Source organism: Gilliamella sp. BG3 (assembly GCF_046635605.1).
Lineage (GTDB): Bacteria > Pseudomonadota > Gammaproteobacteria > Enterobacterales > Orbaceae > Gilliamella > Gilliamella bombi.
In genome coordinates this window covers 18,645-45,106 of the sequence record NZ_JBIDFE010000005.1, presented here as the reverse complement: position 1 = coordinate 45,106, position 26,462 = coordinate 18,645, and the positions used below count along the sequence as shown (strand labels likewise).

General features: G+C 34.6%; 24 protein-coding genes. 21 read left to right on the top strand and 3 right to left on the bottom strand.

The window, feature by feature from the left end; genetic code table 11:
* Position 1: 1 nt before the first annotated feature.
* Together pfkB and ACGH6S_RS03600 are read right to left on the bottom strand one after the other, a co-directional pair.
* The gene (gene pfkB / locus ACGH6S_RS03605) at positions 2 to 922 is read right to left on the bottom strand and encodes a 1-phosphofructokinase (protein WP_411578347.1); all 921 of its coding nucleotides are present in this window, start codon (positions 920 to 922) and stop codon (positions 2 to 4) included.
* A gap of 11 nt (positions 923 to 933) precedes the next feature.
* Positions 934 to 1,788: a tagatose bisphosphate family class II aldolase gene (locus ACGH6S_RS03600; RefSeq protein WP_034910211.1), complete on the bottom strand. Its 855-nt coding sequence runs from the start codon at positions 1,786 to 1,788 to the stop codon at positions 934 to 936.
* A gap of 345 nt (positions 1,789 to 2,133) precedes the next feature.
* On the opposite strand from ACGH6S_RS03600, the gene ACGH6S_RS03595 reads away from it, so the two are divergent.
* Positions 2,134 to 2,955 (top strand): DeoR/GlpR family DNA-binding transcription regulator, encoded by an 822-nt coding sequence (locus ACGH6S_RS03595; protein WP_065590359.1) that lies wholly within the window; start codon positions 2,134 to 2,136, stop codon positions 2,953 to 2,955.
* A gap of 1 nt (position 2,956) precedes the next feature.
* On the top strand, positions 2,957 to 3,922 hold the full coding sequence (locus tag ACGH6S_RS03590) for a sugar kinase (protein WP_034910205.1): 966 nt from the start codon (positions 2,957 to 2,959) through the stop codon (positions 3,920 to 3,922).
* A gap of 244 nt (positions 3,923 to 4,166) precedes the next feature.
* Here the strand turns inward: ACGH6S_RS03590 and hemW are convergent, their stop codons facing one another.
* Positions 4,167 to 5,294, bottom strand: a complete 1,128-nt coding sequence (gene hemW / locus ACGH6S_RS03585) for a radical SAM family heme chaperone HemW (protein WP_174798744.1) — start codon at positions 5,292 to 5,294, stop codon at positions 4,167 to 4,169.
* A gap of 180 nt (positions 5,295 to 5,474) precedes the next feature.
* On the opposite strand from hemW, the gene ACGH6S_RS03580 reads away from it, so the two are divergent.
* The 19 genes from ACGH6S_RS03580 (at position 5,475) to ftsZ (ending at position 26,406) form a co-directional block, all read left to right on the top strand.
* On the top strand, positions 5,475 to 6,347 hold the full coding sequence (locus ACGH6S_RS03580) for a D-hexose-6-phosphate mutarotase (RefSeq protein WP_174798743.1): 873 nt from the start codon (positions 5,475 to 5,477) through the stop codon (positions 6,345 to 6,347).
* Between the two features lie 181 nt (positions 6,348 to 6,528).
* Positions 6,529 to 6,813, top strand: a complete 285-nt coding sequence (rplY, locus tag ACGH6S_RS03575; protein ID WP_065560399.1) for a 50S ribosomal protein L25 — start codon at positions 6,529 to 6,531, stop codon at positions 6,811 to 6,813.
* A gap of 181 nt (positions 6,814 to 6,994) precedes the next feature.
* Positions 6,995 to 8,455: a glucose-6-phosphate dehydrogenase gene (gene zwf, locus ACGH6S_RS03570; protein WP_065590363.1), complete on the top strand. Its 1,461-nt coding sequence runs from the start codon at positions 6,995 to 6,997 to the stop codon at positions 8,453 to 8,455.
* Between the two features lie 13 nt (positions 8,456 to 8,468).
* Positions 8,469 to 9,167, top strand: coding sequence for a 6-phosphogluconolactonase (gene pgl / locus ACGH6S_RS03565; RefSeq protein ID WP_174798742.1), 699 nt, complete (start codon positions 8,469 to 8,471; stop codon positions 9,165 to 9,167).
* 251 nt (positions 9,168 to 9,418) lie between these two features.
* On the top strand, positions 9,419 to 9,865 hold the full coding sequence (mraZ, locus tag ACGH6S_RS03560) for a division/cell wall cluster transcriptional repressor MraZ (RefSeq protein ID WP_065590397.1): 447 nt from the start codon (positions 9,419 to 9,421) through the stop codon (positions 9,863 to 9,865).
* A gap of 15 nt (positions 9,866 to 9,880) precedes the next feature.
* Positions 9,881 to 10,816: a 16S rRNA (cytosine(1402)-N(4))-methyltransferase RsmH gene (gene rsmH, locus ACGH6S_RS03555; RefSeq protein WP_411578348.1), complete on the top strand. Its 936-nt coding sequence runs from the start codon at positions 9,881 to 9,883 to the stop codon at positions 10,814 to 10,816.
* Complete coding sequence (gene ftsL, locus ACGH6S_RS03550) at positions 10,809 to 11,189, top strand: cell division protein FtsL (protein ID WP_085164936.1); 381 nt, start codon at positions 10,809 to 10,811, stop codon at positions 11,187 to 11,189. Before rsmH ends, ftsL begins: the two co-directional genes overlap by 8 nt.
* Positions 11,189 to 12,967 carry a peptidoglycan glycosyltransferase FtsI gene (ftsI, locus tag ACGH6S_RS03545; protein ID WP_411578349.1) on the top strand — a complete coding sequence of 593 codons (1,779 nt, stop codon included), beginning with the start codon at positions 11,189 to 11,191 and terminating at the stop codon, positions 12,965 to 12,967. The genes ftsL and ftsI overlap by 1 nt, the downstream gene beginning before the upstream one ends.
* 9 nt (positions 12,968 to 12,976) lie before the next feature.
* The gene (gene murE, locus ACGH6S_RS03540; protein WP_411578350.1) at positions 12,977 to 14,530 is read left to right on the top strand and encodes a UDP-N-acetylmuramoyl-L-alanyl-D-glutamate--2,6-diaminopimelate ligase; all 1,554 of its coding nucleotides are present in this window, start codon (positions 12,977 to 12,979) and stop codon (positions 14,528 to 14,530) included.
* The gene (murF, locus tag ACGH6S_RS03535) at positions 14,527 to 15,900 is read left to right on the top strand and encodes a UDP-N-acetylmuramoyl-tripeptide--D-alanyl-D-alanine ligase (RefSeq protein WP_411578351.1); all 1,374 of its coding nucleotides are present in this window, start codon (positions 14,527 to 14,529) and stop codon (positions 15,898 to 15,900) included. The genes murE and murF overlap by 4 nt, the downstream gene beginning before the upstream one ends.
* 4 nt (positions 15,901 to 15,904) lie before the next feature.
* On the top strand, positions 15,905 to 16,987 hold the full coding sequence (mraY, locus tag ACGH6S_RS03530) for a phospho-N-acetylmuramoyl-pentapeptide-transferase (RefSeq protein WP_065560405.1): 1,083 nt from the start codon (positions 15,905 to 15,907) through the stop codon (positions 16,985 to 16,987).
* Positions 16,988 to 17,009: 22 nt separating this feature from the next.
* Complete coding sequence (murD, locus tag ACGH6S_RS03525; RefSeq protein ID WP_065590393.1) at positions 17,010 to 18,344, top strand: UDP-N-acetylmuramoyl-L-alanine--D-glutamate ligase; 1,335 nt, start codon at positions 17,010 to 17,012, stop codon at positions 18,342 to 18,344.
* Positions 18,341 to 19,492, top strand: coding sequence for a cell division protein FtsW (gene ftsW, locus ACGH6S_RS03520; RefSeq protein WP_081298061.1), 1,152 nt, complete (start codon positions 18,341 to 18,343; stop codon positions 19,490 to 19,492). The genes murD and ftsW overlap by 4 nt, the downstream gene beginning before the upstream one ends.
* Positions 19,492 to 20,544, top strand: a complete 1,053-nt coding sequence (gene murG, locus ACGH6S_RS03515) for an undecaprenyldiphospho-muramoylpentapeptide beta-N-acetylglucosaminyltransferase (RefSeq protein ID WP_065590392.1) — start codon at positions 19,492 to 19,494, stop codon at positions 20,542 to 20,544. Before ftsW ends, murG begins: the two co-directional genes overlap by 1 nt.
* Before the next feature lie 160 nt (positions 20,545 to 20,704).
* Positions 20,705 to 22,153 carry a UDP-N-acetylmuramate--L-alanine ligase gene (gene murC, locus ACGH6S_RS03510; RefSeq protein ID WP_174798737.1) on the top strand — a complete coding sequence of 483 codons (1,449 nt, stop codon included), beginning with the start codon at positions 20,705 to 20,707 and terminating at the stop codon, positions 22,151 to 22,153.
* A gap of 1 nt (position 22,154) precedes the next feature.
* The gene (locus ACGH6S_RS03505) at positions 22,155 to 23,063 is read left to right on the top strand and encodes a D-alanine--D-alanine ligase (protein ID WP_174798736.1); all 909 of its coding nucleotides are present in this window, start codon (positions 22,155 to 22,157) and stop codon (positions 23,061 to 23,063) included.
* Positions 23,064 to 23,076: 13 nt separating this feature from the next.
* Positions 23,077 to 23,910: an FtsQ-type POTRA domain-containing protein gene (locus ACGH6S_RS03500; RefSeq protein ID WP_174798735.1), complete on the top strand. Its 834-nt coding sequence runs from the start codon at positions 23,077 to 23,079 to the stop codon at positions 23,908 to 23,910.
* 21 nt (positions 23,911 to 23,931) lie between these two features.
* On the top strand, positions 23,932 to 25,185 hold the full coding sequence (ftsA, locus tag ACGH6S_RS03495; RefSeq protein WP_174798734.1) for a cell division protein FtsA: 1,254 nt from the start codon (positions 23,932 to 23,934) through the stop codon (positions 25,183 to 25,185).
* A gap of 81 nt (positions 25,186 to 25,266) precedes the next feature.
* The gene (gene ftsZ / locus ACGH6S_RS03490) at positions 25,267 to 26,406 is read left to right on the top strand and encodes a cell division protein FtsZ (protein ID WP_174798733.1); all 1,140 of its coding nucleotides are present in this window, start codon (positions 25,267 to 25,269) and stop codon (positions 26,404 to 26,406) included.
* Positions 26,407 to 26,462: the final 56 nt, after the last annotated feature.

Here is a 26,462-nt window from a genome sequence, read left to right as displayed (position 1 = left end):
TTTACTTGATTAGGGTAACTTCAAGTTGATCCATATAAATATTGATTTTATTTAGTAAACCTAATCCGTCTGATTCTGCAACATTAGCGCCTGTTGCTGATGCCTTTTTTATGGCTTTTTCAATATGTTGTTGTTCAGGTAGCCATTCACTAAGAAAAGCTGCTAGTGACGCATCACCGGCACAAGCCGAGCTAATTAATTTGATTTTTACAGCATTGCAAAACCAAATATTTGTCCCATTAGAAAAGTAAAGCCCTTTAGCGCCCATGGTTAATAAAATATTTCTCGCTCCTTGCGCATGAATATTTTCTAATGCAGCGATGACTTGTGGTTTTGTTTTCGTTTCAAAGCCAAAAATCTCTTTTACTTCATCATCATTAGGTTTAATTAATAGTGGTTTATAGGAGAGTAAATCACTTAATTTTGGGTGACTAATATCAAGGATAACTTGAATATTTTTTTTGTTGCATAAATTTAAAATAGCCTCGTAATATTCAGATTCAATATTATTTGGCAAGCTACCACTGATGACTAAATAACTATTGTTAACCAGTGATTCAATAATAGTTAGCATTTCTGTTTTTTTCTCATTAGGTATAAACGGACCTTTACTGACTAATTTATATTCGTTTTCATTATCATTGATAAAAACATTAATACGCGTGATATCATCAATAAAACAGGGTTTTGTCTTGACCTGTATTTTCGTTAGTTCATCAATAATATATTTACCAGAAAATCCACCAAAGAATCCTAATGCACAAGTGGGGCTATCAAATTTATGCAATACGATTGAAACATTGACTCCTTTGCCATTCGGGCTATATTCAGTATGAGAGGTTCGATTAACTGCATTAGGGTTAAGCCCTTGACAATGAATATTCATATCGATTGCAGTGTTAAGTGTTAATGTATAGATCATTATCTTGGCCTCTATAATTTGCCTGCACATCCACATGTTGTAATAATTTTTTTGACAATGTCTTTCATTGCTGCTTTTGCAGGTTTCATATAATGGCGGGGATCATTGGCATCGGGATGTTCAATAAAGTATTGTTTTAATGCATCTGAAAATGCAATTTTTAATTCTGTCGCAACATTTACTTTACAAATTCCACGCTTAATACACTCACGCACGTCTTTCTCTGGAACACCCGAAGCGCCATGTAATACGAGAGGAATATCAACCATTGAGCGAATTTCTGATAAACGATCAAAATCCAGTTTTGGCTCTGATTTATAAAGACCATGTGCTGTACCAATGGCGATAGCGAGGGAGTCAATTCCTGTTTTTTCAATAAAATCTAAAGCTTGTTTTGGATTAGTATATAAAGCATCTTTATCATTAACGATTAAATCATCTTCAACGCCACCAAGGCGACCTAATTCAGCTTCAACACTAACATCGTAACGGTGAGCATATTCAACTACTTGTTTGACAATGGCGATATTTTCTTCATATGGAAAATGGGATCCATCAATCATTACCGATCTTACTCCTGCATTAATTTTACTGGTGATATCGTTATATTCTTCGTGATGATCTAAATGGACAGCTAATGGAATGTTATGCTTTTTTGATAAAGCATTTGCTATAGCAAGTATATTTTCTGTTTCTGCATAACTGTATGTACCAGGTGTACCAGCCAAAATAACGGGCGATTGTAATTCTGTTGCTGTTTCAACAACGACCTGCATAGTTTCTAAGTTATGGATATTAAAGGCAGGCACAGCATAATGTTCTGTTTGAGCCTTTTTTAGCATGTTATTACTTGAAATAATAGTCATATAACTTCTCCTTAATAATCTAATTCACTTTGTATTATGTTAGTAACTTTTGTTTTGAAGATTATTTCCATTAATTATGATTTCAAAACGAAAGTTAAGCTAGTAATAATCGCGTGAGTTAGATCACAAAAATTAACATTACTTTTAAAACGAAATAAAAAAGATTGATAAATTTTCGTTTTGATAGTTAACATGTATATGTGAAACGCTGTGGGATAAAAAATGTTAATTATTAATGGTATGATTTATAAGATAAAATTCTAATCATAGTTTGATGTTGACCTAATATATGATTAATTCTATTATCACTATCCTTAATTTTTATCTATGGCGTAGGAAATAAAATTGGCTAGAGCATCTTCAGGTTTATTAAAACGACGATTACAAATTGCAGAAATTGTTCGTAAGCAAGGTGAAGTTAAAGTTGATGAATTATCTGAATTGCTTCAGGTCTCAAATGTGACTATTCGTCAAGATTTAACTTATTTAGAGCAGCAAGGATATTTAAAGCGTTCTTTTGGTGGTGCAATTTATGTTACCCCTGAAGGTGTGTTTAATCAGCTGAGTGTTAATACACCAAGTTATATACAAAGTAATAGTTGTGATATTGAATTAGTTAAAACCTGTTTAAGTTATATTAGTGATGGCGATATATTGTTTTTAAGCCATGGAAATTTGATAAGAAAGTTGATTCCGTTTTTACATTGCAAAAAATCATTAATACTTATTATGAATGACATTAGCAATGCACAATTAGCGAAAGAGTTTACCGATGCTGAAGTAGTGCTTGTTGGTGGAGCCGTACTGGAAGGGAATCTTTTGTTAGATAACAAAATGATCAATTTTATTTTGAACCAATTTTCTATATCGCATTTTGTTATCGAATTAAGTTCAATCAATACTGATAATCAATTGATTATTGAAAGTTTAGAACAGGTTAGAATTTATCAACAAATAATGAAAAAAGCAGCACATACAATTGGCATATTACCGCAACGTATTATTCATAATAATGATAATAGTATTGGAACTTTAGTTGATATTGATATGGTGATGTTATCAAGATCTGCTGTAACCGAGTACCATCAACAATTATTAGATGCTAATTTTGAGCAGCTTATTTCAAATAAATATTGTGTAACTTATCAAAACAAATTGGAGACATAATATGCGTTTTAAAATCTGCACGATAGGCGAACTGCTAGTTGAGTTTTTAGCAAAAGAACAAAATCAGCGTTTCGATCAAGCTGGGGAGTTTATCGGTCCTTTTGTTAGTGGCGCCCCTGCAATATTTGCAGATCAAGTTGCAAAATTAGGTTTTCCTGTTGTTTTTTTTAGTTGTGTAGGAAAAGATATTTTTGGAAAAATGTGCATCCATCGCCTTAAAAGTGATGGTGTCATCATTGATGGTATTACTCCACATAATAAGGCCAATACAGGTAGTGCATTTGTTACTTATAAAGGTTCTAATGAAAGAGATTTTATTTTTAACATTCCAAATAGTGCATGTGGTTTACTTTCGTTTAACCATATTAATGAAAACTTATTAAGAGATTGTACTCATTTGCATGTAATGGGGTCATCGCTTTATTCATTTCGTGTGATTGATGCTATGAGAAAAGCATTGGATATCATCAAAAGTAAAGGTGGTACAATTTCATTTGATCCTAATCTACGCAAAGAAATGTTTGATATACCAGAAATGGAACAATCTTTCGATTATATTATGGAGTATACCGATATATTTTTACCTAGTGAAAGCGAAGTTAGCTATTTTATTAACAATAATGAAAATGAACAACAAACCATGTTTAAGTTGCTTAAAAAAGGTATTAAACATATTGTGGTAAAAGGGGGGGCTAAAGGAGCTAAATATTATGGACTTGATGAACAAGGTCATTTACAAACACTTCATGTTGATGGATACAAGGTCAACTCGATAGATCCAACTGGTGCGGGAGATTGTTTCGGAGCAACATTTGTCAGTTTAATGTTAGCAGGTTACTCTGTTGAACAAGCTTTGCAATATGCTAATGCTAGTGGTGCTTTAGCCGTATCTAAAAAGGGTCCGATGGAAGGAACTTCTACATTAGCTGAACTAAAACATTTCCTTTTTCATACTTCAATTGAATAGTTATTAAAATTAATGTGATTATCGGAATTATAGGCAAAAAAAACCCAATAACAAAAGTTATTGGGAAAACATAAGGAATAGGAAAACAATGAAATAATGCATTGTCGAGACATAGTATGTACTTTTTTTTGAAGAAAGTCTGTAAAGATATGTGAATAATTGATTAAATAGTTCGTATCTATCATGTTAAATAAACGTAAAGGATAAGTTTTTTTAGATAAATATAGGTATTTCAAAATGTTATCTATAAAAACATCTCTAATAACGAATTCAAGAATAACTTGCCATGATCAGTTACCAGCCAGTTTTGTTTATCCTCAATTAAATAGTTCTTTTCAATGGCAATCGCTATTTGTTTTTCAACTGAGTGTAAAGGTAAATAAGTCCGTTGTTCAAATTCATGTTTAGGTGTTGGTTCAAAAAGTCTAAAACGATTCATAAAAAATTCAAAAGGCAATTCCTCTTTTGGAACTGTATAATATTTATCTAAATAACGTCCCTCTAAATACCCTTTTGGGTGACGAGTTTTTATAGTACGAATAATTTTCCCATCAGGTTGCGTTAATTTACCATGAGCGCCACATCCAATGCCTAAATAGTCTCCAAATCGCCAATAATTTAAATTATGTTGGCATTGTAATCCTTCTTTAGCATAAGCAGAGGTTTCATATTGTTGGTAACCACTTTTAGTTAATAATTGATTACCTTGTTGATAAATTTCCCAAAGTTTATCATCATCAGGTAAAACTGGTGGTTTTGAACCAAATAGCGTATTTGGCTCAATCGTTAATTGATACCAAGATAAATGCGGTGGTGCAATAGCAATGGCTTGTTTTAGGTCATATAGAGCATCATCAATACTTTGATTTGGCAAACCATGCATTAAATCTAAATTAAAACTTCTTAAATCTAATGTTTTGGCAAGTTTTCCGGCTGTGATTGCTTCTTTGGGATCGTGTACCCGTCCTAATTTAACAAGTTTATCGGTCTGAAAACTTTGCACGCCAATTGATATTCGGTTTATACCCGCTTGCTGATAGCCATTAAATCTTTCTATATCAACAGAATTTGGGTTAGCTTCAATGGTGATTTCAGCATCCTTATGTATAGGGATGATCTTATTTATATTTGATAATAATTTATCAATCAACTCGGCTGAAAATAGACTAGGTGTACCTCCACCAATAAAGATTGAATGAATTGAGCGGTTTGAACAGAAAATAGTATCGTTTTGTAGGTCTTTAAGCAAATGCTCTACATAAGATTCATAATTTGGCGTTTTTTTTATGGTATGTGAATTAAAATCGCAATAGGGACATTTTTGTACGCACCATGGCATATGGATATATAAACTTAATGGGATTTTATACATAAACGTAGTGTTACCTGAAACTTTTTGACAAAAACAATTAGAGTGTTGTTTCACTATTTATAGTGCTTTATTTTACTCCAATTCTTTAAAAAATGCTTTTGCATCTATTATGTTTTTATTATTAACTTAAGAAGTATACAATTATCAATAAGTTGTTAAATTTATTATTTAGGAGTAAATATGAGTATATATAAAGAGATTTTAGAGAGTAGCTTATCAGGTGTATCCTTAAGCCCATCAATTAAACAATCAATTTATGGTGAACTGCCAATTTTAGTTATTAATCATAGCACTTGTTGTGCTGCTGTTGCATTACAAGGTGCACACTTATTATTTTGGCAACCATCTACTGAACAAACACCAGTTGTTTGGCTGAGTAACAAAACAAATTTTAAAAAAGGTGTAGCTATTCGAGGTGGAGTGCCTGTTTGTTGGCCTTGGTTTGGTCAGTTAGGCAATCCTTCTCATGGTTTTGCACGCATTGTCGAATGGACATTAGATTCATGTAAAGAGGACGAGCAAGGCGTTACCCTTGTTTTATCGCTCACTAATAATCCGCAGACAGAATCTTATTGTAGCAAACCTTTCTCGGTATCATTAAATCTTCATCTAGGTAAAACTTGTGAAGTTTCTTTAAGCTGCTCAGCAGACTTTGATGTAACTAGTGCTCTACATACTTATTTTGGAGTTGATAATATTGATAGTGTTGTAGTCAAAGGTTTAGGTGAAGCTTATCAAGAACGACTTGCTGCTGAAAACAAACCAGCGACTGTAGGCCAATTGACATTTAATCAAGAGGTCGATCGTATTTATACCAATGCAAGTAATCAAATCACTGTTACTGATGGCACTCGAACAATTCAATTAACCAATACTAATGTAAGTGATGTTGTTACTTGGAATCCATGGATAAATAAAGCTAAATCAATGGGAGATTTTGGTGATGGTGAGTATAAATCTATGGTTTGTGTCGAAGCAGGTTGTATCACAAAACCATTAAAGTTATTACCGAATAAAAAATCAACTTATGGTTTTAAAATAGAATTGATCTAAGTGTGCATATAATATTCCATATACGTAATCAATATTTTACTGATTTGTAATATGATTAATTGATTGCGTTTAGAGGGATAACACTTTATAATCTCCAACGCTTTTTAAAGTACTAGTTTGATAGCCAATTACTGGGTCGCCTGTAATTGGTTTCTATTTTAAATAATTAAGAGAAATTAATATGTTTACATTCAAAGCTGAAGTTAGAAAAGAGCATGGTAAGGGTGCGAGCCGCCGCCTGCGTCACGCTGGTAAATTCCCAGCCATTATTTATGGTGGAACTGAACCTGCAATCTCTGTTGTGCTTGATCACAACCAAGTTTTTAATATGCAAGAAAAACCAGAATTTTATTCTGAAGTGTTAACTATTGAAGTTGACGGAAAAGCAGTTAAAGTAAAAGTGCAAGCAGTACAACGTCATGCATTTAAACCAAAATTAGTTCATATGGATTTTGTACGAGCATAATTTGCTTATTGGGAAATTACCCAATAACTTGTTTCAAGCAAAAGGTCACCCAGAGGTGGCCTTTTTGTTTTAGAGTAAACAAAGGATAATGCCTATTACTATGATTTATCCTATTAATCGGGTGTACACCAACCATTCAACATAATAGAATAATTACATTATACCATCGTAGGAGAAAACCATGTCTGATATCCCAGCTTGCGATTTAGTTATTTTTGGTGCTAAAGGGGATTTGACAAGACGTAAATTATTACCGTCTTTATATCAATTAGAAAAGTACGGAAAGCTACCTGAACAAACAAAGATTTTAGGCGTAGGGCGCGCTGATTGGGATCATGCCGCTTATTGTGAGGTAGCAAAAGAAGCACTAATCTCGTTTATGCCAGAACCGTTAGACGATAATATTTGGCAACGATTTAGCCAACGATTGGACTTTCATAAGCTAGATGTTAATGATAGTGCTGGTTTTGAAGGATTGAAAAATAAACTTGATTTGAATCATCCAGCTATTTTCTATTTTGCAATGCACCCGGGTGCTTTTGGGACTATTTGTCAAGGTTTAGCTGCTGCAGGATTAAATCAATCGCAAAACCGCATTGTGATGGAAAAACCACTTGGAACAGATCTCAAGTCATCTCGTGAAATCAATGATTCGGTGGCTAAATTCTTTAGTGAGTCGCAAGTTTATCGTATTGATCATTACTTAGGTAAAGAATCAGTATTAAACCTATTAGCCTTACGATTTGCTAATACAGTGTTTGCGTCATTTTGGGATCGTAATTCAATTGATCATGTTGAAATTACGGTAGCTGAACAAGTAGGTATTGAAGGCCGTTGGGGATATTTTGATAAAGCCGGTCAAATGCGTGATATGGTACAAAACCATTTATTACAAATATTAACCATGATTGCCATGTCCCCACCTGCTAATCTTGAAGATGATAGTTTGCGTAATGAAAAGATAGCTGTACTTAATGCGCTTAGACCAATTAACAAATCCAATATTCGTGAAAAAGTAGTTCGAGGGCAATATACAGCAGGTTTTGTTAATGGTGTTAATGTGCCGGGATATTTAGAAGAAGATGGCGCAAACCCAAAAAGTAATACCGAAACATTTGTTGCAATTCGAGTTGATATTGATAACTGGCGCTGGGCAGGTGTTCCTTTTTATTTACGCACTGGTAAGCGCTTACCAAGTAAATGTTCTGAAGTTGTAGTTTATTTCAAACCATTACCGCTTAATTTATTTAGTGAATTTTATCCAGAATTGCCACAAAATAAATTGACGATTCGTTTACAACCTGATGAAGGTATGGATATTGAAATCCTAAATAAAGTACCAGGGTTGGATAGTAATCATAATTTACAAACCACTAAACTTGACTTAAGTTTCAGCGAAACTTTTCACCAACAAAGTGCTGATGCTTATGAGCGTTTATTACTTGAAGTTATGCGTGGTCGCCAAGCATTATTTGTTCATCGTGATGAAGTTGAAGCTGCATGGAAATGGGTTGATTCAATTATTAGTGCATGGGAATCAGAAAATGATGCCCCAAAAACCTACCAAGCCGGAACTTGGGGACCAGTCGCATCCGTTGCCTTAATCACTAAAGATGGGCATTCATGGCACGAATTTGAATAAAGGAAAAATAACTATGTTTACGTTAAATAAATATCAAAATAGTCAATTATTGATCGAAGATTTAACCTCACATATCGTCAATGAATTAAAACAGGCCATTGTACAAAAAGGACATGCTTCAATTGCGGTTTCTGGTGGTAAAACACCTATTCCATTATTTGTTTCACTAAGTAAACAAAATATAGAATGGAGCCGAGTTTTTATTACGTTGGTAGATGATAGATGGGTTAATGATACTGATGATGCTAGTAACGAAAAGTTAGTGAACACTTATCTATTACAAAATAATGCTAAATTGGCTAATTTTGTTGGTTTAAAAAACAGTTGTAATAATCCATTTGATGGTGCAGAAGTTACAGATAAACTTTTAGATAAAGTTCCGATGCCATTTGATGTAATTGTTTTAGGTATGGGAGAAGATGGGCATACTGCCTCATTATTCCCAGGCGCAGCTAATTTGGCTAACGGTTTAGATATGAAATCTGGACGGAAAGTTGTTGGTATGACACCATTAACAGCACCACTAGATCGTATTACATTAACATTGCCAGCTATTTTAAATAGCAAAAATATCTACCTACATTTAGTTGGTGAAAGCAAATTGTGTGTATTAGAACAAGCCGAAAAAAATAATGATGTTAATCAAATGCCTATTCGTGCTGTTTTGCAGCAGGATAAAGTTAATATAACTGGGTTTTGGACCGTATCTTAAATTTTCCTCATTTTTTTGCCGACTTACGTCGGCAAATCCCCCCTCCTTAATTTTCTTATACCAGCAATTTATTTTCTACATAAAAACCTAGAAGATGCTTTTAAATCATTTATAAATTAATTATTCAAATACCTATTAATTTATTAAATTTTGTGGTAAAAAGTGGGGTTAAGTGGTAAAAATAAGTGTTTTATTAACATGTTGATTTTTATTAATTAAAATTTAAATAAATTATAAAGAAAAATACTTTTATGTTTAGTGGTGCAATTTCAATTAGTTTAGATAATAAAGGACGGTTAGCTATTCCTACTCGCTACCGTGAATCTTTATCTGAAGGTATGGTTTGCACAATTGGTTTATACGACCCATGCTTGACACTTTATTCAATGTCCGAATGGAAATGTATTGAACAGCAACTTGCAACATTATCAACCATTGTTGAAACTGAACGTAGAATAAAAAGATTGTTATTGGGGTATGCAACTGAGTGCCTAATGGATAATTCTGGACGAATTTTATTGTCACCTACATTGCGTACTTATGCAAAATTAGAAAAAAATATAATGTTTGTTGGTCAATCTAATAAATTTGAAATTTGGGATGAGGCAAGTTGGTATCAACAAATTAATGATGATATTACCGCATTATCAAGCGATATTGAAAACTTATCAGATAATTTGAAAAGTTTAACTATTTAATAAGAGTAAAGATTGATGGATTATCAGCATACGACGGTTTTATTAAACGAAGCTGTAAGTGCATTAAATATAAAAAAAGATGGCATTTATGTTGATGGTACCTTTGGACGAGGAGGCCATTCTCGTTTAATACTTGAACAACTAGGAGCACAAGGACGATTGATTGCTATTGATCGTGATGAGCGTGCAGAGCAAACTGCGTTACAGATAATAGATCCTCGATTTACTTTTATTCGTGGTGAATTTTCTAATTTATACCGATATATTGAAGAGTTAGAATTATTGGGCGAAATTGATGGTGTCTTATTAGATCTAGGTGTTTCATCACCACAACTTGATGATCCTGACAGGGGATTCTCTTTTATGCGTGATGGACCTCTTGATATGCGTATGAATAATAGTAAAGGTTTAACTGCAAGTGAATGGTTACTTAGCAGTGATGAAGACGATATTTCATGGGTGTTAAAGACATTTGGTGAAGAGAAATTTGCCAAACGTATTGCTCGATCGATTGTCGAGCAGAATAAAATCTCGCCGATTACTCGTACCTTAGAGTTGGCTAATTTAATTGAAAAAGCTATACCAAGAAAGGATAAAAATAAGCATCCAGCTACACGTAGTTTTCAGGCTATTCGTATTTATATTAATAGTGAATTGGAAGAAGTCGAGCAAGTGCTAAATAGTTGTTTATCAGTGCTTGCCAATCAAGGAAGATTAGCGGTTATTAGCTTTCATTCTTTAGAAGATAGGATTGTAAAACAATTTATTAGTAAACAGAGTAAAGGTCCAGATTTACCAACACGATTACCATTAACTGAACAACAAATTAAACAATATGGTAGTGCTAAATTAAAATCACTTGGCAAAATTAAACCAAATACTATTGAAATTAATAATAACCCGCGCTCCCGAAGCGCAATATTAAGGGTAGCAGAAAGGAAAAATGAATAACCAAGACAATGATTTTTTTCTAGATAAAACTTATATTGATAAAAATTTTCAAAAAAGACCGAGTAAAAGCTTGTTTGGTGTAATTATTGGGGATTTATTTAGGCATCAAAAAATTTCATTGTTATTACTTGTGATGATTATTATTTCTGCTGGTGCAGTATTAATAACAACGCAACAAATTCGTAAACAGTTATTTGAACGTGAGCAACTTTTATTAGAACAAGATGTGTTAGAAAGCGAATGGCGGAATTTAGTTATTGAAGAAAATGTACTTGCTGATCCAAAACGTGTCGAAGAGAAAGCTAAAAATCAATTAGGTATGTCTTATGTGACACAGCAAAATGAAACAGTCATTGTAATAAAGAGTAAATAATGAAACCTGCCACTAAATATAAAAAAAATAAAACTAAAAAGGTTGTAAAAACAAATAAAAATAATAGGTTAAATGGTAAAAGACAGTTTTTTACACCGAATCGTTTTTATATTATATATGGACTTATTATTTTAGCGATTATTTGTCTTATGGCTCGAATGGCATTATTGCAAATTATTGAACCAGATAAACTGATTGCTGAAGGTAATAAGCGCTCACTTCGTCACCAAGAAATTGATGCACCAAGAGCCATGATCACCGATCGTAATGGGCGTGCGTTAGCAGTAAGTGTACCGATGTTTGATGTTTGGGCAGATCCTAAAATTGTTGTGCAAAAAGGTGGTGTTAAAGCTGATGATATTAGATGGCAAGGATTAGCACAAACGTTGAATATTCCAATGTCAACGCTAAAGCAAAAATTAAACAATCCATCAATGAGATTTGTTTATTTGTCTAAGCAAGTAACGCCAACAATATCTGACTATTTAAAAAAACTAAAGTTACCGGGGATATCGTTTGCTAAAACATCTAAACGTTATTACCCTGCGGCAGAAAATATAGCTCAATTAATTGGTTTAACAGATATTGATGCAAATGGTGCTGAGAAAGGTTCTGAAGGTATTGAAAAAAGCTTTAATAAATGGTTAATAGGTGAATCGGGGCAAAGAGTTGTAAGACGTGATCGAGTAGGTCGTGTTATTGAAGAATTAGAACGGACAGAAACAGAAACAGCATCAGATTTAATATTAAGTATAGATGAGCGTTTACAATCACTAGTTTATAGCGAACTTAGTCAAGCGGTTCAATTTAACAAAGCAGACAGTGGAACAGCTGTATTGGTTGATGTGCATAGTGGTGAGATTTTAGCGATGGCAACCAGCCCATCTTATAATCCAAATAATCGCTCATCAATTGATTATAATTTATTGAGAAATAGAGCTGTTACTGATGCGTTTGAACCAGGCTCTACGGTTAAACCGCTAGTTGTAATGGCTGCCTTAGAAAAGAAAATTGCTAACTTAAATACTATTATCGATACTAGACCTTTTTATGTTAATCGTTATGAAATTAAAGATGTGTCATATCAAAAAACGCTTAATTTGGCAGGTATCTTAGAAAAATCAAGTAATGTTGGAGTAAGTAAGCTAGCTTTACAAATGCAACAGGATGATCTTGTAGAATTCTATAGTCGATTTGGATTAGGTCAACCAACGGAATTAGGCTTAGGTGGTGAAGTTAGTGGTTCAATTGCAGCCGATAGAACCAGAAAATGGGCTGATATTGAGCGAGCAACATTTGCGTTTGGATATGGATTAACTGTTACCCCATTACAGTTAGCAAGAGCTTATGCAACTATCGGTAGTTATGGAATTTACCGACCTGTATCAATTTTAAAAGTCACAGAACCTGTTAAGGGTAAACGTGTAGTTTCTGAAAAAGATGCTAAAACAGTTGTTCAATTAATGGAGGCTGTAGCTGTTACTGGTGGAGGAACTAAAGCATCGGTTCCTGGTTATAGTGTTGGAGTTAAAACAGGAACAGCGAAAAAATTATCCGGTGGACGGTATGTTAATCAATATTTAGCTTATACCGCAGGTATCGCTCCAGCAACAGCACCAAAGTATTCACTAGTTGTTGTTATTGATAATCCTAAAGCTGGCCAATATTATGGTGGTTCAGTTTCTGCGCCTGTTTTCAGTCGCATTATGGGCGGTGTGCTTAGAACGATGAATGTAAAACCTGATCGCCAAGTTGATGGGCAAATGATTATTTATTAGTAGGTGAAAATGCTAGCAACAAACTCGTTTAAAACATTATTGGAATTATTAGGTGGAAGATGTAATTTAAAATTAGATGATTTTCCACTTAATCATTTGCGTATAGATAGTCGCAAAGTAGGAAAAAACGATGTGTTTATCGCTATCAAAGGTCATACAGTTGATGGTCAATCATTTATTCCACAAGCTATTTCAATGGGTGCAGTTGTTATCTTAGTAGAAGCAAGTAGAAAATCAAATGACTTAAAAATTGACTATATTAGGCATGAAAATAAATCGATAATTCCACAAATTAGTGTTTTCCAACTTTCACAGCGTCTATCCTTGATTGCTAATGAGTTTTATCATTCTCCATCAAAAAAATTATCTGTTATTGGTGTGACAGGAACCAATGGGAAAACAACTGTTAGTCAGCTTATTGCCCAATGTTTAACATTATTGAATGAAAAAACAGCATTAATGGGCACCATTGGTAATGGAATTTATAATGAACTTGAGCCATCAGTTAATACAACGTTATCAGCAGTAGATGTGCAAACCTTATTAGCCGAATTTGTAGAGAAACAGGTCAAAGTTGTAACGATGGAAATTTCTTCACATGGGCTTGCCATGGATCGGGTTAAAGGGCTAAATTGTGCTGCTACTGTATTTACAAATTTAAGTCGAGATCATCTTGATTATCACAAAACAATGAATAGATATGCAAAAGCAAAATGGTCGTTATTTAGTCCCGATGAAAAAGAAAAACAAGTTTTAGCTGCGGGTAAATCAATTATTAATTATGATGACAAATATGGTAAAAGATGGATTGAAAAACTTCCACAAGTGACAGCTGTATCATGTCAAACAAAATCATTACGTCGACTCAAGGCGTTAAATATACCTTACGTTGGTGTATCAATGATCGAATATCTTGATAAAGGTGCCCAAATTCATATGGAATCAAGTTGGGGAAATGCCATTATTAATAGCCGATTGCTAGGTGAATTTAATGTTTCTAATTTGCTATTAGCTATAGCTACACTTTTAACATTGAACTATCCATTTTTTGCTGTTGTTAATATGGCTTCTTTTTTGACTCCAATCTGTGGGCGAATGGAGGTTTTACATGTAAAAAATAGCCCAACGGTTATTGTTGATTATGCGCATACTCCAGATGCTTTACAGAAAGCTTTGCAAGCTAGTCGAATTCATTGTAAAGGTTCTTTATGGGTGATTTTTGGATGTGGTGGCGATAGGGATACAGGAAAAAGACCTTTAATGGCTGAAATCGCAGAACAATTTGCCGATAAAATTGTTTTAACTAATGATAATCCACGCACTGAAGATGAAATGAAGATTATTCATGATATTCAACAAGGTTTACATCACACTGATAATGTACTCATAATTACCAATAGAGTGCAGGCTATTACGCAAACATTAAAGCAGGCTAAGCCTAATGATGTCATTTTAATTGCAGGTAAAGGGCATGAGGACTATCAAATAATTGGTAATACCAAATATCACTATTCAGATCAAGAAACAGTGAAAAAAATTCTAGGAGTAGAGAATCAATCATGATTCCATTAGAAATTGAGCAAATAAAAAAAATAGTTAATGGTGAATGTTATTACATTCAAGATGAAAGTGCTGTGATTGATACAATTTGCACTGATTCACGAAAAATAATAAAACAATCGCTATTCATCGCACTTGTTGGAAATAATTTTGATGGACATGCTTTTGCTGAACAATCTATTAAAGATGGTGCTATAGCCGTGATCGTCGATCATAAACTTGATAAGACCATACCACAGATTGTTGTTAAGGATACTCGCTTGGCTTTAGGGGTAATCGCTAATTTTATCCGGCAGCAAAGTACAGCTAAAATTGTTGCACTTACAGGTTCATCAGGTAAAACGTCAGTTAAAGAAATGACTGCGGCAATATTACTACACTGTGGACAGACCCTTTATACACAAGGCAATTTCAATAATGATATTGGGGTGCCATTAACACTGTTACGTTTAACTAAACAAGACCAGTTTGCAGTTATAGAATTAGGCGCTAATCATATCGGTGAAATAGCCTATACTACGAATATTGTCAAACCACAAAGCGCTTTAATCAATAATATTGCAGAAGCACATATAGAAGGTTTTGGAACACTTGAAGGTGTAGCAAAAGCTAAAGGCGAAATCTTTCAAGGATTGCTTGATGGTGGTATTGCTATTATTAATTTAGATAGTTGTTCTGATAAATGGTTTACTCAGTTAGTAAACAAAACAGTTTGGACTTTTTCGTTAACGAACCCTTCTGCTCAATTTTATGCTAGTAATATTCAACACGAAAAAAATACAACATTTACATTACATACACCTAAAGGTGAATGTGAGATTATGTTATCGCTAGTTGGGAAACATAATATTTCAAATGCGATCGCGGCATCAGCTTTAGCACTTTCTGTCGGAGCGACTTTGAATCAGATTCAACATGGCTTAGCCTCTTTAACGCCTGTAAAAGGCCGGTTATTTCCAATAAAATTAAATCAAACCCAATTAATTTGGGATGATACTTATAATGCTAATGTTGGATCGATGTCAGCGGCTGTCAAAGTTTTGGCAAAACAGCCCGGTTATCGGATTTTAGTTGTCGGTGATATGGGTGAGCTAGGGCCAGAAGCTGAAAAATATCATTGCCAAATAGGTGAGCTTGCTCATGATGAAAAAATTGATTGTGTAGTAAGTGTAGGCAAATTAAGTCAATTTATTAGCCAGTTTAGTGGTGTGGGTCACCATTTCAATAATAAACAAGATGCAGTGAATTATCTATTAATGCTGTTACGCCAACAACCAAATTTAACAATGTTAGTTAAAGGTTCGCGTAGTGCAAAAATGGAAGAAGTTATCGAAAAAATTCAAATTGAACAACTCAAAATGAGTCAGGATTAAGATTATGTTGCTTTGGATATCGGAATATTTAGTTAAACATTTTACCTTTTTTAATGTTATCTCTTATTTAACAGTAAGAGCTATTTTAGGTTTATTAACCTCGCTAGCAATTTCATTATTTTTGGGGCAAAAAGTCATTGACTGGCTGCAAAAATTACAGATTGGTCAAGTCATTCGCCATGATGGGCCTGAGTCTCATTTAAGTAAAAAAGGAACACCGACTATGGGGGGGACGCTAATTTTAGCCTCAATTTCCTTATCGGTATTGCTATGGGCAGATTTACGCAATCCTTATGTTTGGGTAACTTTGTTTGTTTTAATTGGTTATGGCATTGTTGGCTTTGCTGATGATTATTTAAAAGTAATTCGTAAAAATAGTGCTGGATTAATTGCTAGATGGAAATACTTTTGGCAATCGGTTATTGCATTAATTGTTGCTTTTGGTCTTTATGTTTATGGTAAAGATAGCACGGTAACAGTACTTGTTGTGCCATTTTTTAAAGATGTGATGCCTCAATTGGGACTATGGTTTATTTTATTAACTTATGTAGTTATAGTTGGGGCTGGTAATGCCGTTAATTTAACAGATGGACTTGATGGATTAGCAATTATGCCAACTGTTTTTGTAGCCGCTGGTTTTACGCTTGTAGCATGGGCTACAGGGAATGTCAATTTTGCTGCTTATTTGAATATTCCTTATATTAAATTCAGCGGAGAGTTGATGATTGTTTGTACTGCAATTATTGGAGCTGGACTTGGTTTTTTATGGTTTAACACATATCCGGCGATGGTTTTTATGGGAGATGTTGGATCGCTAGCTTTAGGTGGCGTGTTTGGAATTATTGCTGTTTTATTACGACAAGAATTTTTATTACTGATTATGGGGGGAATTTTTGTTATTGAAACTTTATCCGTAATTTTACAAGTAGGATCATTTAAATTACGAGGTAAAAGAATTTTCCGTATGGCACCAATTCATCATCACTATGAATTAAAGGGTTGGCCAGAACCGCGTGTTATTGTGCGGTTTTGGATAATTTCATTGATGTTAGTTGTAATAGGTTTATTAACTTTGAAATTACGTTAATAAAAGATATTAGGATCAAATCATGGTTAGCTATCAAGGAAAAAATGTCGTTATTATTGGTTTAGGTGTCACAGGACTTTCTTGTGTAGACTATTTTCTTGCTCAAAATGTTATACCTAAAGTTATTGATACTCGTAAGTCGCCATCAGGGATGGAACAATTAGACAAACGTGTTGCTTGCCATTTAGGGGAATTAAATGTTGATTGGTTGCTTGATGCTGATTTAATAATAGTCAGTCCAGGAATTGCTTTATCAACACCTGAACTACAACAGGCAGCTAAAAAAGGTATTGAAATTATTGGCGATATTGAACTATTTTGCCGTGAATTGAATCAACAAAACAGTAAACAAATTGTAGCCATTACAGGTGCAAATGGTAAAACTACAGTAACAACATTAGTTGGTGAAATTATTAAGTCGGCAGGTATTAAAGTCGCTATTGGTGGTAATATTGGGCAGCCAGCATTATCGTTATTGAATCAACATTACGATGTATATGTTCTTGAACTGTCTAGCTTTCAGCTAGAAACAACTCAGAGTTTAAAAGCTACAGTTGCAACAATCTTAAATATTTCAGAAGATCATATGGATCGTTATCCTCTTGGATTAATGCAATATGTTGAGGCCAAGCAACGTATTTATCATAATGCCAAGTATTGTGTAATTAACCATGATGATAAGTTAACCATTCCGACTGACCAACAAAAAAACTGCGTTTCATTTGGTGTAAATAAAGGGGATTATCATTTGGATTTCCACTTTGAACATTTGATTGCACAAGAGCAGCCAGTAGTAGCGACTAAAATAATGAAACTGGCGGGATGCCATAATTATCTTAATGCGTTAGCGGCTTTAGCTATAGTTGATAAACTGAAAATTTCACGGGAATCAAGTATAGCAACAATTATTTCATTTCATGGTCTAGCACATCGTTTTGAGTTAGTGTTGGAAAAAAATGGTGTGAAGTGGATTAATGATTCCAAAGCAACTAATGTAGGTAGTACAGAAGCAGCATTAAATAGCGTAGTTTGCAAAGGGAAATTATTTTTATTATTAGGTGGGGATGGAAAATCAGCGGATTTTTCGCCATTGATTCCTTTTTTTGAAAACAGAAATCTAGAAATTTTTTGTTTTGGGCGTGATCGTTTTATCCTTGCTAAGCTAGCACCTCATATAACAACTGTAACTGAAACATTGTCAGATGCAATGCAAGTTATTGCTCAAAAAGTTGAACCAAATGATGTGGTCTTGCTTTCTCCAGCATGCGCAAGCTTAGATCAGTTTAAGAATTATATTGAACGCGGAAAACAGTTTGCACAACTTGCTGAACAATATACTCAAAGGAGTACAAAATGACACTCTTTTGGTTAAAAAAACAGGTTAATCCCCACATACCATTTGACAACCAGCTACTTTGGACTGTGTTAGGTTTAATGATCTTCGGTTTGATCATGGTGACATCTTCTTCAATGGCATTTAATGAAAGCGATCCTTTCTTTTATACACAACGAGAACTTATTCAGTTAGGACTATCATTATTTTTAATGTTTATTACGTTTTATATTCCAATGCAACGTTGGCAACAGTTTGCTTCTGTTTTACTTATTATTGCTATTATTATGTTAATCGTTGTGTTAGGTATTGGTTCTTCGATTAATGGAGCATCTCGTTGGATACCTCTAGGAGTATTCAATTTTCAACCTGCAGAACTTTCAAAATTAGCGCTATTTTTATTCTTAGCTGGTTATTTATCACGTAAATCTGAAGAAGTACAAAGTGGCTTTTGGGGGTTTTTTAAACCAATGGTTGTTATGACTATACTTTCTATTTTGTTACTTAAACAACCAGATTTAGGTACTGTTATTGTTTTATTTATGGTCACTATTGGCATTTTATTTATTGCAGGTGCGCAATTGTGGCAATTTATTGCTATTTTGCTAACGGGAGTTGGCGCAGTAATTTGTTTGATTTTATATGAGTCTTACCGCTTAACACGACTGTTAACCTTTCTTGACCCTTGGCAAGATGCTACAGGTTCAGGTTATCAATTAGTTGCCTCATTAATGGCAATTGGTAATGGAGGCGTTACTGGACAAGGTATGGGAAATTCTGTACTGAAATTAGGTTATTTGCCAGAATGTCATACTGATTTCATTTTCTCAATTATATCAGAAGAGTATGGATATATAGGCGTAGTTGCTTTATTGTCATTACTTTTCTTTCTAACATTTAAGGCGCTTGCAATTGGTTATCGAGCACTGAATGAAAGTTCATTGTTCTCTGGTTATTTAGCTTGTGAAATTGGGATATGGTTTGGTTTTCAAACATTTGTAAATGTGGGTGTTACATCTGGAATGTTGCCTACTAAAGGATTAACACTACCATTTATTAGTTATGGTGGATCAAGTCTTATTGTGATGAGTATTGCAACAGCAATATTACTCCGAATTGATTTTGAATTTAGACAACAACAAGCCCAAGCAAGAATAAGGTTAATAAAATAATGAAAAAATTATTAGTTATGGCAGGAGGAACTGGGGGGCATGTTTTTCCAGGTATTGCTGTGGCGCAATATTTAATGAAGCAAGGCTGGCAGGTAAGATGGTTAGGAACTGCCGATCGAATGGAAGCACACTTAGTTCCTGAAAATGGTATTGATATTGATTTTATCGAAATATCAGGGCTACGAGGCAAAGGTGTTATGGCATTATTAAAAGCACCTTATAAAATTTTAAAAGCAGTTTTACAAGCTAGAAAAATTTTAAAAACTTATCGCCCTGATGTTGTTCTAGGTATGGGAGGATATGTTTCAGGCCCAGGGGGAATAGCAGCAAAAACACTTGGCATACCGGTTGTAGTACATGAACAAAATGGTATAGCAGGTTTAACCAACAAATATCTAGCTAAGATAGCGGTTAAAGTTTTACAAGCATTCCCTACTGCTTTTCCTAAGGCTGAAGTAGTTGGCAATCCTGTTCGTAGTGATCTTTTAACTGTAGCAAAACCTGAAGAAAGATTTAAAGATCGTGATGGGCCAATTAGAGTATTAGTCATGGGAGGCAGCCAAGGAGCTAAAGTTATTAATGATATTGTGCCTAAAGTGATAACAAAATTATCCGATAAATATATAGTATGGCATCAAACAGGTAAAGGAATGTTGAATTCCGTAATTCAGTCATACCAAAATTGCGATATGACCAATAACAAAGTGACTGAATTTATCCAAGATGTTGCAGATGCATACAATTGGGCAGATATTGTAATTTGTCGTAGCGGAGCATTAACCGTCAGTGAAATTGAAATAGTTGGTATTGGTGCTATTTTTATTCCATTTATGCATAAAGATCGTCAGCAATTTTGGAATGCAAAATCACTAGCAGATATAGGTGCTGCTAGTATTATAGAACAACCTGATTTCAGTGTTGAATCGCTATCCAATTTGTTATGTAATTTGAACCGTGACAAATTAATTGAAATGGCAATAAAAGCTAAAAGTTTATCTATTGTGAATTCCACAGAAAAAGTAGCAGAAGCCCTTTATTCGGTGATAAAATAATACTTTTCTGACATAAATTTATGTAATATTTTTGTCAAAATGTTTCAGGTTAGATATATGTTTGAGTCAATGATTCATTTGAGCAATAAAAAATAACGATGATAGATATGCTCAATGATGATATGTACTGTGAACTGTAAAATAATGTAGGAGTTAAATAGTGAATACAAAGGAATTAGCGAAGTTAAGAGCAATTATTCCTGAAATGAAGCGAGTTAAACATATTCACTTTGTGGGTATTGGTGGTGCTGGTATGGGGGGAATTGCTGAAGTTCTCGCTAATGAAGGATACCAAATTAGTGGATCAGATATTGCTGAAAATGCGGTTACTCAACATCTAGAAACATTAGGGGCAAAAATTGTTATTGGCCATGCGGCTGAAAATGTAATTAATTCTAGCGTTGTTGTTATATCCTCAGCTATTTCGCAAGATAACATTGAAGTAATTGCCGCTCGTGCGGCACGTATACCTGTTATTCAACGTGCTGAAATGTTAGCTGAATTAATGCGCTTTCGATATGGTATAGCAATTGCTGGTACTCATGGTAAAACTACAACTACCGCTATGGTTACCTCTATTTATGCTGAGGCGAAACTCGATCCAACTTTTGTTAATGGTGGTTTAGTTAAGGCGGCAGGAACACATGCTCAATTAGGTAGTAGCCGTTATTTTATTGCTGAGGCTGATGAAAGTGATGCTTCATTTCTTCATTTGCAACCGATGGTATCTATTGTAACAAATATAGAGCCTGACCATATGGACACTTATCAAGGTAGTGTTGATAATCTAAAACAAACATTTATTTCATTTTTACATAACCTTCCATTTTATGGTTTAGCTATTATGTGCTACGACGATCCTATTAATCGAGAATTACTACCGATTGTGGGACGTAAAATTATCACTTATGGATTTAGCGAAGAAGCTGATGTTGTCATTAAAAATTATCGTCAAGAACGAGGTGTAAGCTATTACACGGTTTGTCGTCCTGATCGCAAGGCTTTGCAGATTGAGTTAAATGCACCTGGTAAACATAATGCTTTAAACTCGGCGGCTGCGATAATTGCAGCAACAGAAGATGGTATTGATGATGAATCAATTATAAATGCATTAGCTAAATTTGCTGGTACTAGTCGGCGTTTTGATTTATTAGGTATATTCCCGCATGTTGATGGTGGCGATATAATGATGGTTGATGATTATGGTCATCATCCTAGCGAGGTTAATGCAACAATTCAAGCAGCAAGAAACGGCTGGCCTGAACGAAGATTGGTTATGTTATTCCAACCACATCGATACACGCGTACTCGGGATTTATTTGACGATTTCGCACAAGTGCTTTCTCAAGTCGATGCACTTGTTATGTTAGATGTCTATTCCGCAGGAGAGCAACCTATTGCGGGTGCAGATAGCCGTTCGTTATGCCGTTCTATCCGCAATCGTGGCAAAGTTGACCCAATTTATGTTTCGGATTTAGATTTGCTACCCGAAATAATGCAAGAAGTTTTACAAAGTGGTGATTTATTAATTACACAAGGTGCAGGTAGTGTTGGTCGTATAGCACGCCAATTAGCCAAAACTAAATTATCATCAGAAGAGGTTTTATAAAATGGTAGATAAAGTTGCTGTATTGTATGGTGGTACTTCAGCTGAACGGGAAGTGTCACTTAAGTCAGGTAAGGCTGTACATGCAGGATTGTTGGCAAATGGTATCGATGCGCATCTTATTGATACTAAATATCATTCTATTACTAATTTAAAAGAAGAAGGTTATACAAAAGCTTTTATTATTTTACACGGACGTGGTGGGGAAGATGGTATTGTTCAAGCGATTTTGACTTATCAAAATATTCCTTATACCGGTAGTGATGTTTTATCATCAGCCTTAACAATGGATAAACTGAAAACTAAGTTAGTGTGGAAATCACTCAATTTACCTGTTGCTGAATATGTTATGGTTGAAAAATCACAATCAATTGATACTGGTGCTATAGTTAAACAGCTTGGTTTACCGTTGTTTGTTAAACCAAGTCATGAAGGATCAAGTGTGGGAATGGCTAGAGTTAATGAAGCATCTGAATTGGAAGCAGCTATTAGCGCAGCTTTCAAATATGATAGTGTAGTGATGGTTGAGTCATTTTTAGCAGGTCCAGAATTTACGGTAGCAATTGTTGGTGACGAGGTCTTACCTTCAATCCATATTAAACCCGCAACTAAATTTTATGATTATGATGCGAAATATTTATCTGATACCACTCAGTATTTTTGTCCAAGCGGTTTATCTGATGAACAAGAACAAGAAATTCGTAAATTAGCGTTAGATGCTTATAAAGCAGTAGGATGTCGAGGGTGGGGAAGAGTTGATATCATGTTTAATGCTAATCAAAAACCTTTTTTACTTGAAGTTAATACCGCTCCAGGTATGACAGACCATAGTTTGGTACCAATGGCGGCAAAAGAACATGGATGGTCATTTAATGAGCTTGTTGCTAAAATTTTGAATTTGGCAACTTTATAATTGGCCTTATTTTATGAAACAAGTTCGGCAAGCAGCGCATAGAAGGGACGATAAAAACAAAAGAAAGCTGCTTATTTTTCGTAATACAGAGCAATTAATAGGATTTTTGTTCTTTATTGCGATTATTTGTATTAGTATTTGGGTCGTTCAAAGTTTTAAAAATTGGATGGATGATCCCGAACAAATGGTATTGTCTCAATTAACATTGAGTGGAGAGCATACCTATACAACTGAGGATGATCTTCGGGAAGCTATTTTAGGACTAGGGTTGCCTAATACCTATATAGGACAAGATGTTAATGATATTCAACAAGAAGTAATGCGATTTCCGTGGGTGAAGCAAACCAGTGTACGTAAACAGTGGCCAGATAGGTTAATTGTCTATGTGGAAGAATATAAGCCAGTGCTTTATTGGAATGACTTATTTTTACTTGATAAAAGTGGCAATGTATTTAGTGTACCACTTGACCGTATAAGCAACTTAAAACTACCAAAGTTATATGGTCCAGAGGGTAAAGCAAAATTGGCGTTAGAAACTTATTATAAATTAGAGAATCTTTCTAAAAAATTAGCTAATAATCAGTTGGCATTACATATTAAAACAGCAATAACTGATGAACGTAACGCGTGGCAATTGACGGTAAAACAGTGTGTATCAGGTTTTTGCCAAGAAAATCAGGAAATAAAATTACTATTAGGTAGTGAAAATATTGAACAAAGATATCAGCAATTTATCAAGTTATTTCCGGAAATTCAGTCAAGAATGCCAGAAAATGAAAAAATAATGGTCGCTGATTTACGTTATGAAAATGGCATTTCAGTGCAAAGAGAAAAAATGGTGCAGTAAGGAATAAATTAAGGCTGAAGTATGAAAGCAACAGAAAAAAAATTGGTTGTTGGATTAGAGGTTGGTACATCCAAAGTACTTGCTCTTGTTGGTGAAGTTCTTCCCGATGGTATTGTTAACATCATCGGTGTAGGGCATTGTCCATCAAAAGGGGTTGATAAAGGTGGTGTGAACGATCTTGAGTCTGTCGTAAAATCAATCCAAAGAGCGGTTGACCAAGCTGAATTAATGGCTGATTGTCAAATATCTTCAGTATATTTAAGCCTTTCAGGTAAACATATTCGTTGTCAAAATGAGATAGGCATGGTGCCAATAGAGGATGAAGAAGTAACCGCAGAAGATGTTGACAATGTTGTTCATACAGCAAAATCAGTCAGAATTTTAGATGAGCACCGTATTTTGCATGTCATTGCACAAGAATATTCTATCGATTTGCAAGAAGGTATTAAAAATCCTATTGGCTTATCTGGAGTAAGAATGAAAGCCAAAGTTCACTTAATTACTTGTCACAATGATATGGCTAGAAATATTGTGAAAGCAGTAGAACGTTGCGGTTTGAAAGTGGATCAACTTATTTTTTCTGGATTGGCCTCTAGCTATGCAGTTTTAACGGATGATGAAAAAGAACTTGGTGTTTGCGTAATTGATATGGGCGGCGGTACAATGGATGTAACGGTCTATACAGGAGGTGCGTTACGTCATTCAGTTGTAATCCCTTATGCTGGGAATGTTGTTACTAGCGATATCGCATATGCATTTGGCGCTCCGCCAATGGATGCTGAAAATATTAAGATTCGTTATGGATGCGCTGTAGGCTCATTAATTGGTAAAGATGAGGTTATTGATGTTCCAAGCGTAGGTGGAAGACCATCACGTTCATTGCAACGACAAACGCTTGCAGATGTAATTGAACCGCGCTATTCAGAACTTCTTTCGTTGGTACAAAAAGAGTTACTTGTATTACAAGAAGAACTTAAAAAACAGAATATCAAATATCAATTAGCAGCAGGTATTGTTTTAACTGGTGGTGCGTCGCAAATAAAAGGAATGGTAGAGTGCGCTGAAAAAATTTTTCAAAATCAAGTGCGTATTGGTCAGCCATTAAATATATCTGGATTAACCGACTATGTTCAAAAACCTTATTGTTCAACAGCTATAGGGTTATTGCATTATGGAAAACAAAGTTTATTAAATGATGATGGAAAAGATAATAATAAATCATCATTAAAAGGGATAGCTAAACGATTAACCGGATGGTTTAAAAAAGAATTTTAGCTAATATATTTCAAGAACTTCGTGGACATTGTAGATGATTATCTGTACAATGTTCGCAGATCGTAAATTTGGAGATAAGTTATGTTTGAACCTATGGTTGCAGATGATGAACCAGCAGCAGTCATTAAAGTTATTGGTGTAGGTGGTGGCGGCGGTAATGCTGTCGAGCATATGATTGCTGAACATATTGAAGGCGTTGAATTTTTTGCAGCAAATACAGATGCGCAAGCCTTAAAAAGAATTAAGGTAGGTCAAACTATCCAAATCGGGACTAATGTTACTAAAGGGCTTGGTGCAGGTGCTAATCCAGAAGTCGGTAGAAATTCAGCTGAGGAAGATCGAGATGTCATTCGTAGTGCTATCGAAGGAGCTGACATGGTTTTTATCGCAGCAGGAATGGGTGGTGGCACTGGAACGGGTGCAGCTCCTGTTGTTGCAGAAATAGCAAAAGAATTAGGAATTCTAACAGTTGCAGTTGTTACTAAACCTTTTGGTTTTGAAGGTAAAAAGCGTATGGCTTTTGCTGAGCAAGGTATTTCTGAGTTGGCAAAACATGTTGATTCACTAATTACTATTCCGAATGATAAATTATTAAAAGTATTAGGTCGTGGTGTTAAATTACTTGATGCTTTTGCTGCAGCTAATGGTGTTTTAAAGGGTGCAGTACAAGGGATCGCTGAGCTGATTACTAAACCTGGTCTTATCAATGTCGATTTTGCTGATGTTAGAACAGTGATGTCTGAAATGGGATATGCTATGATGGGGTCTGGTCGAGCTAGTGGTGATAATCGAGCTGAAGAAGCCGCAGAGATGGCAATTTCTAGCCCATTACTTGAAGATATTGATTTATCTGGAGCTCGAGGCGTATTAGTTAACGTAACATCTGGATTTGATATTGGTTTAGAAGAATTTGAAACAGTCGGTAACACAGTTAAAGCATTTGCTTCTGATAATGCTACGGTTGTTGTTGGTTCAACTTTTGATCCAGATATATCTGATGAAATTCGAGTAACAGTGGTTGCAACTGGTATTGGTATGGATAAACGTCCAGAAGTTAAAATGCCTAAACCAGTTTCACACAATGAGCTATTTAGCCGAAGTAGTCCTTTAGGACAACAAGAAGATAAATTAGCTAAGGTTGTTAATGAGCCAATAGCTTCTCCTCTTGATAATCGTGAGATTTTAGATATTCCTGCTTTCATACGGAAGCAAGCAAATTAAAGTAAAGTTGAACTTATTTGATTTTTTATTGTCAAAATCGGTAAGAACAAATAAAA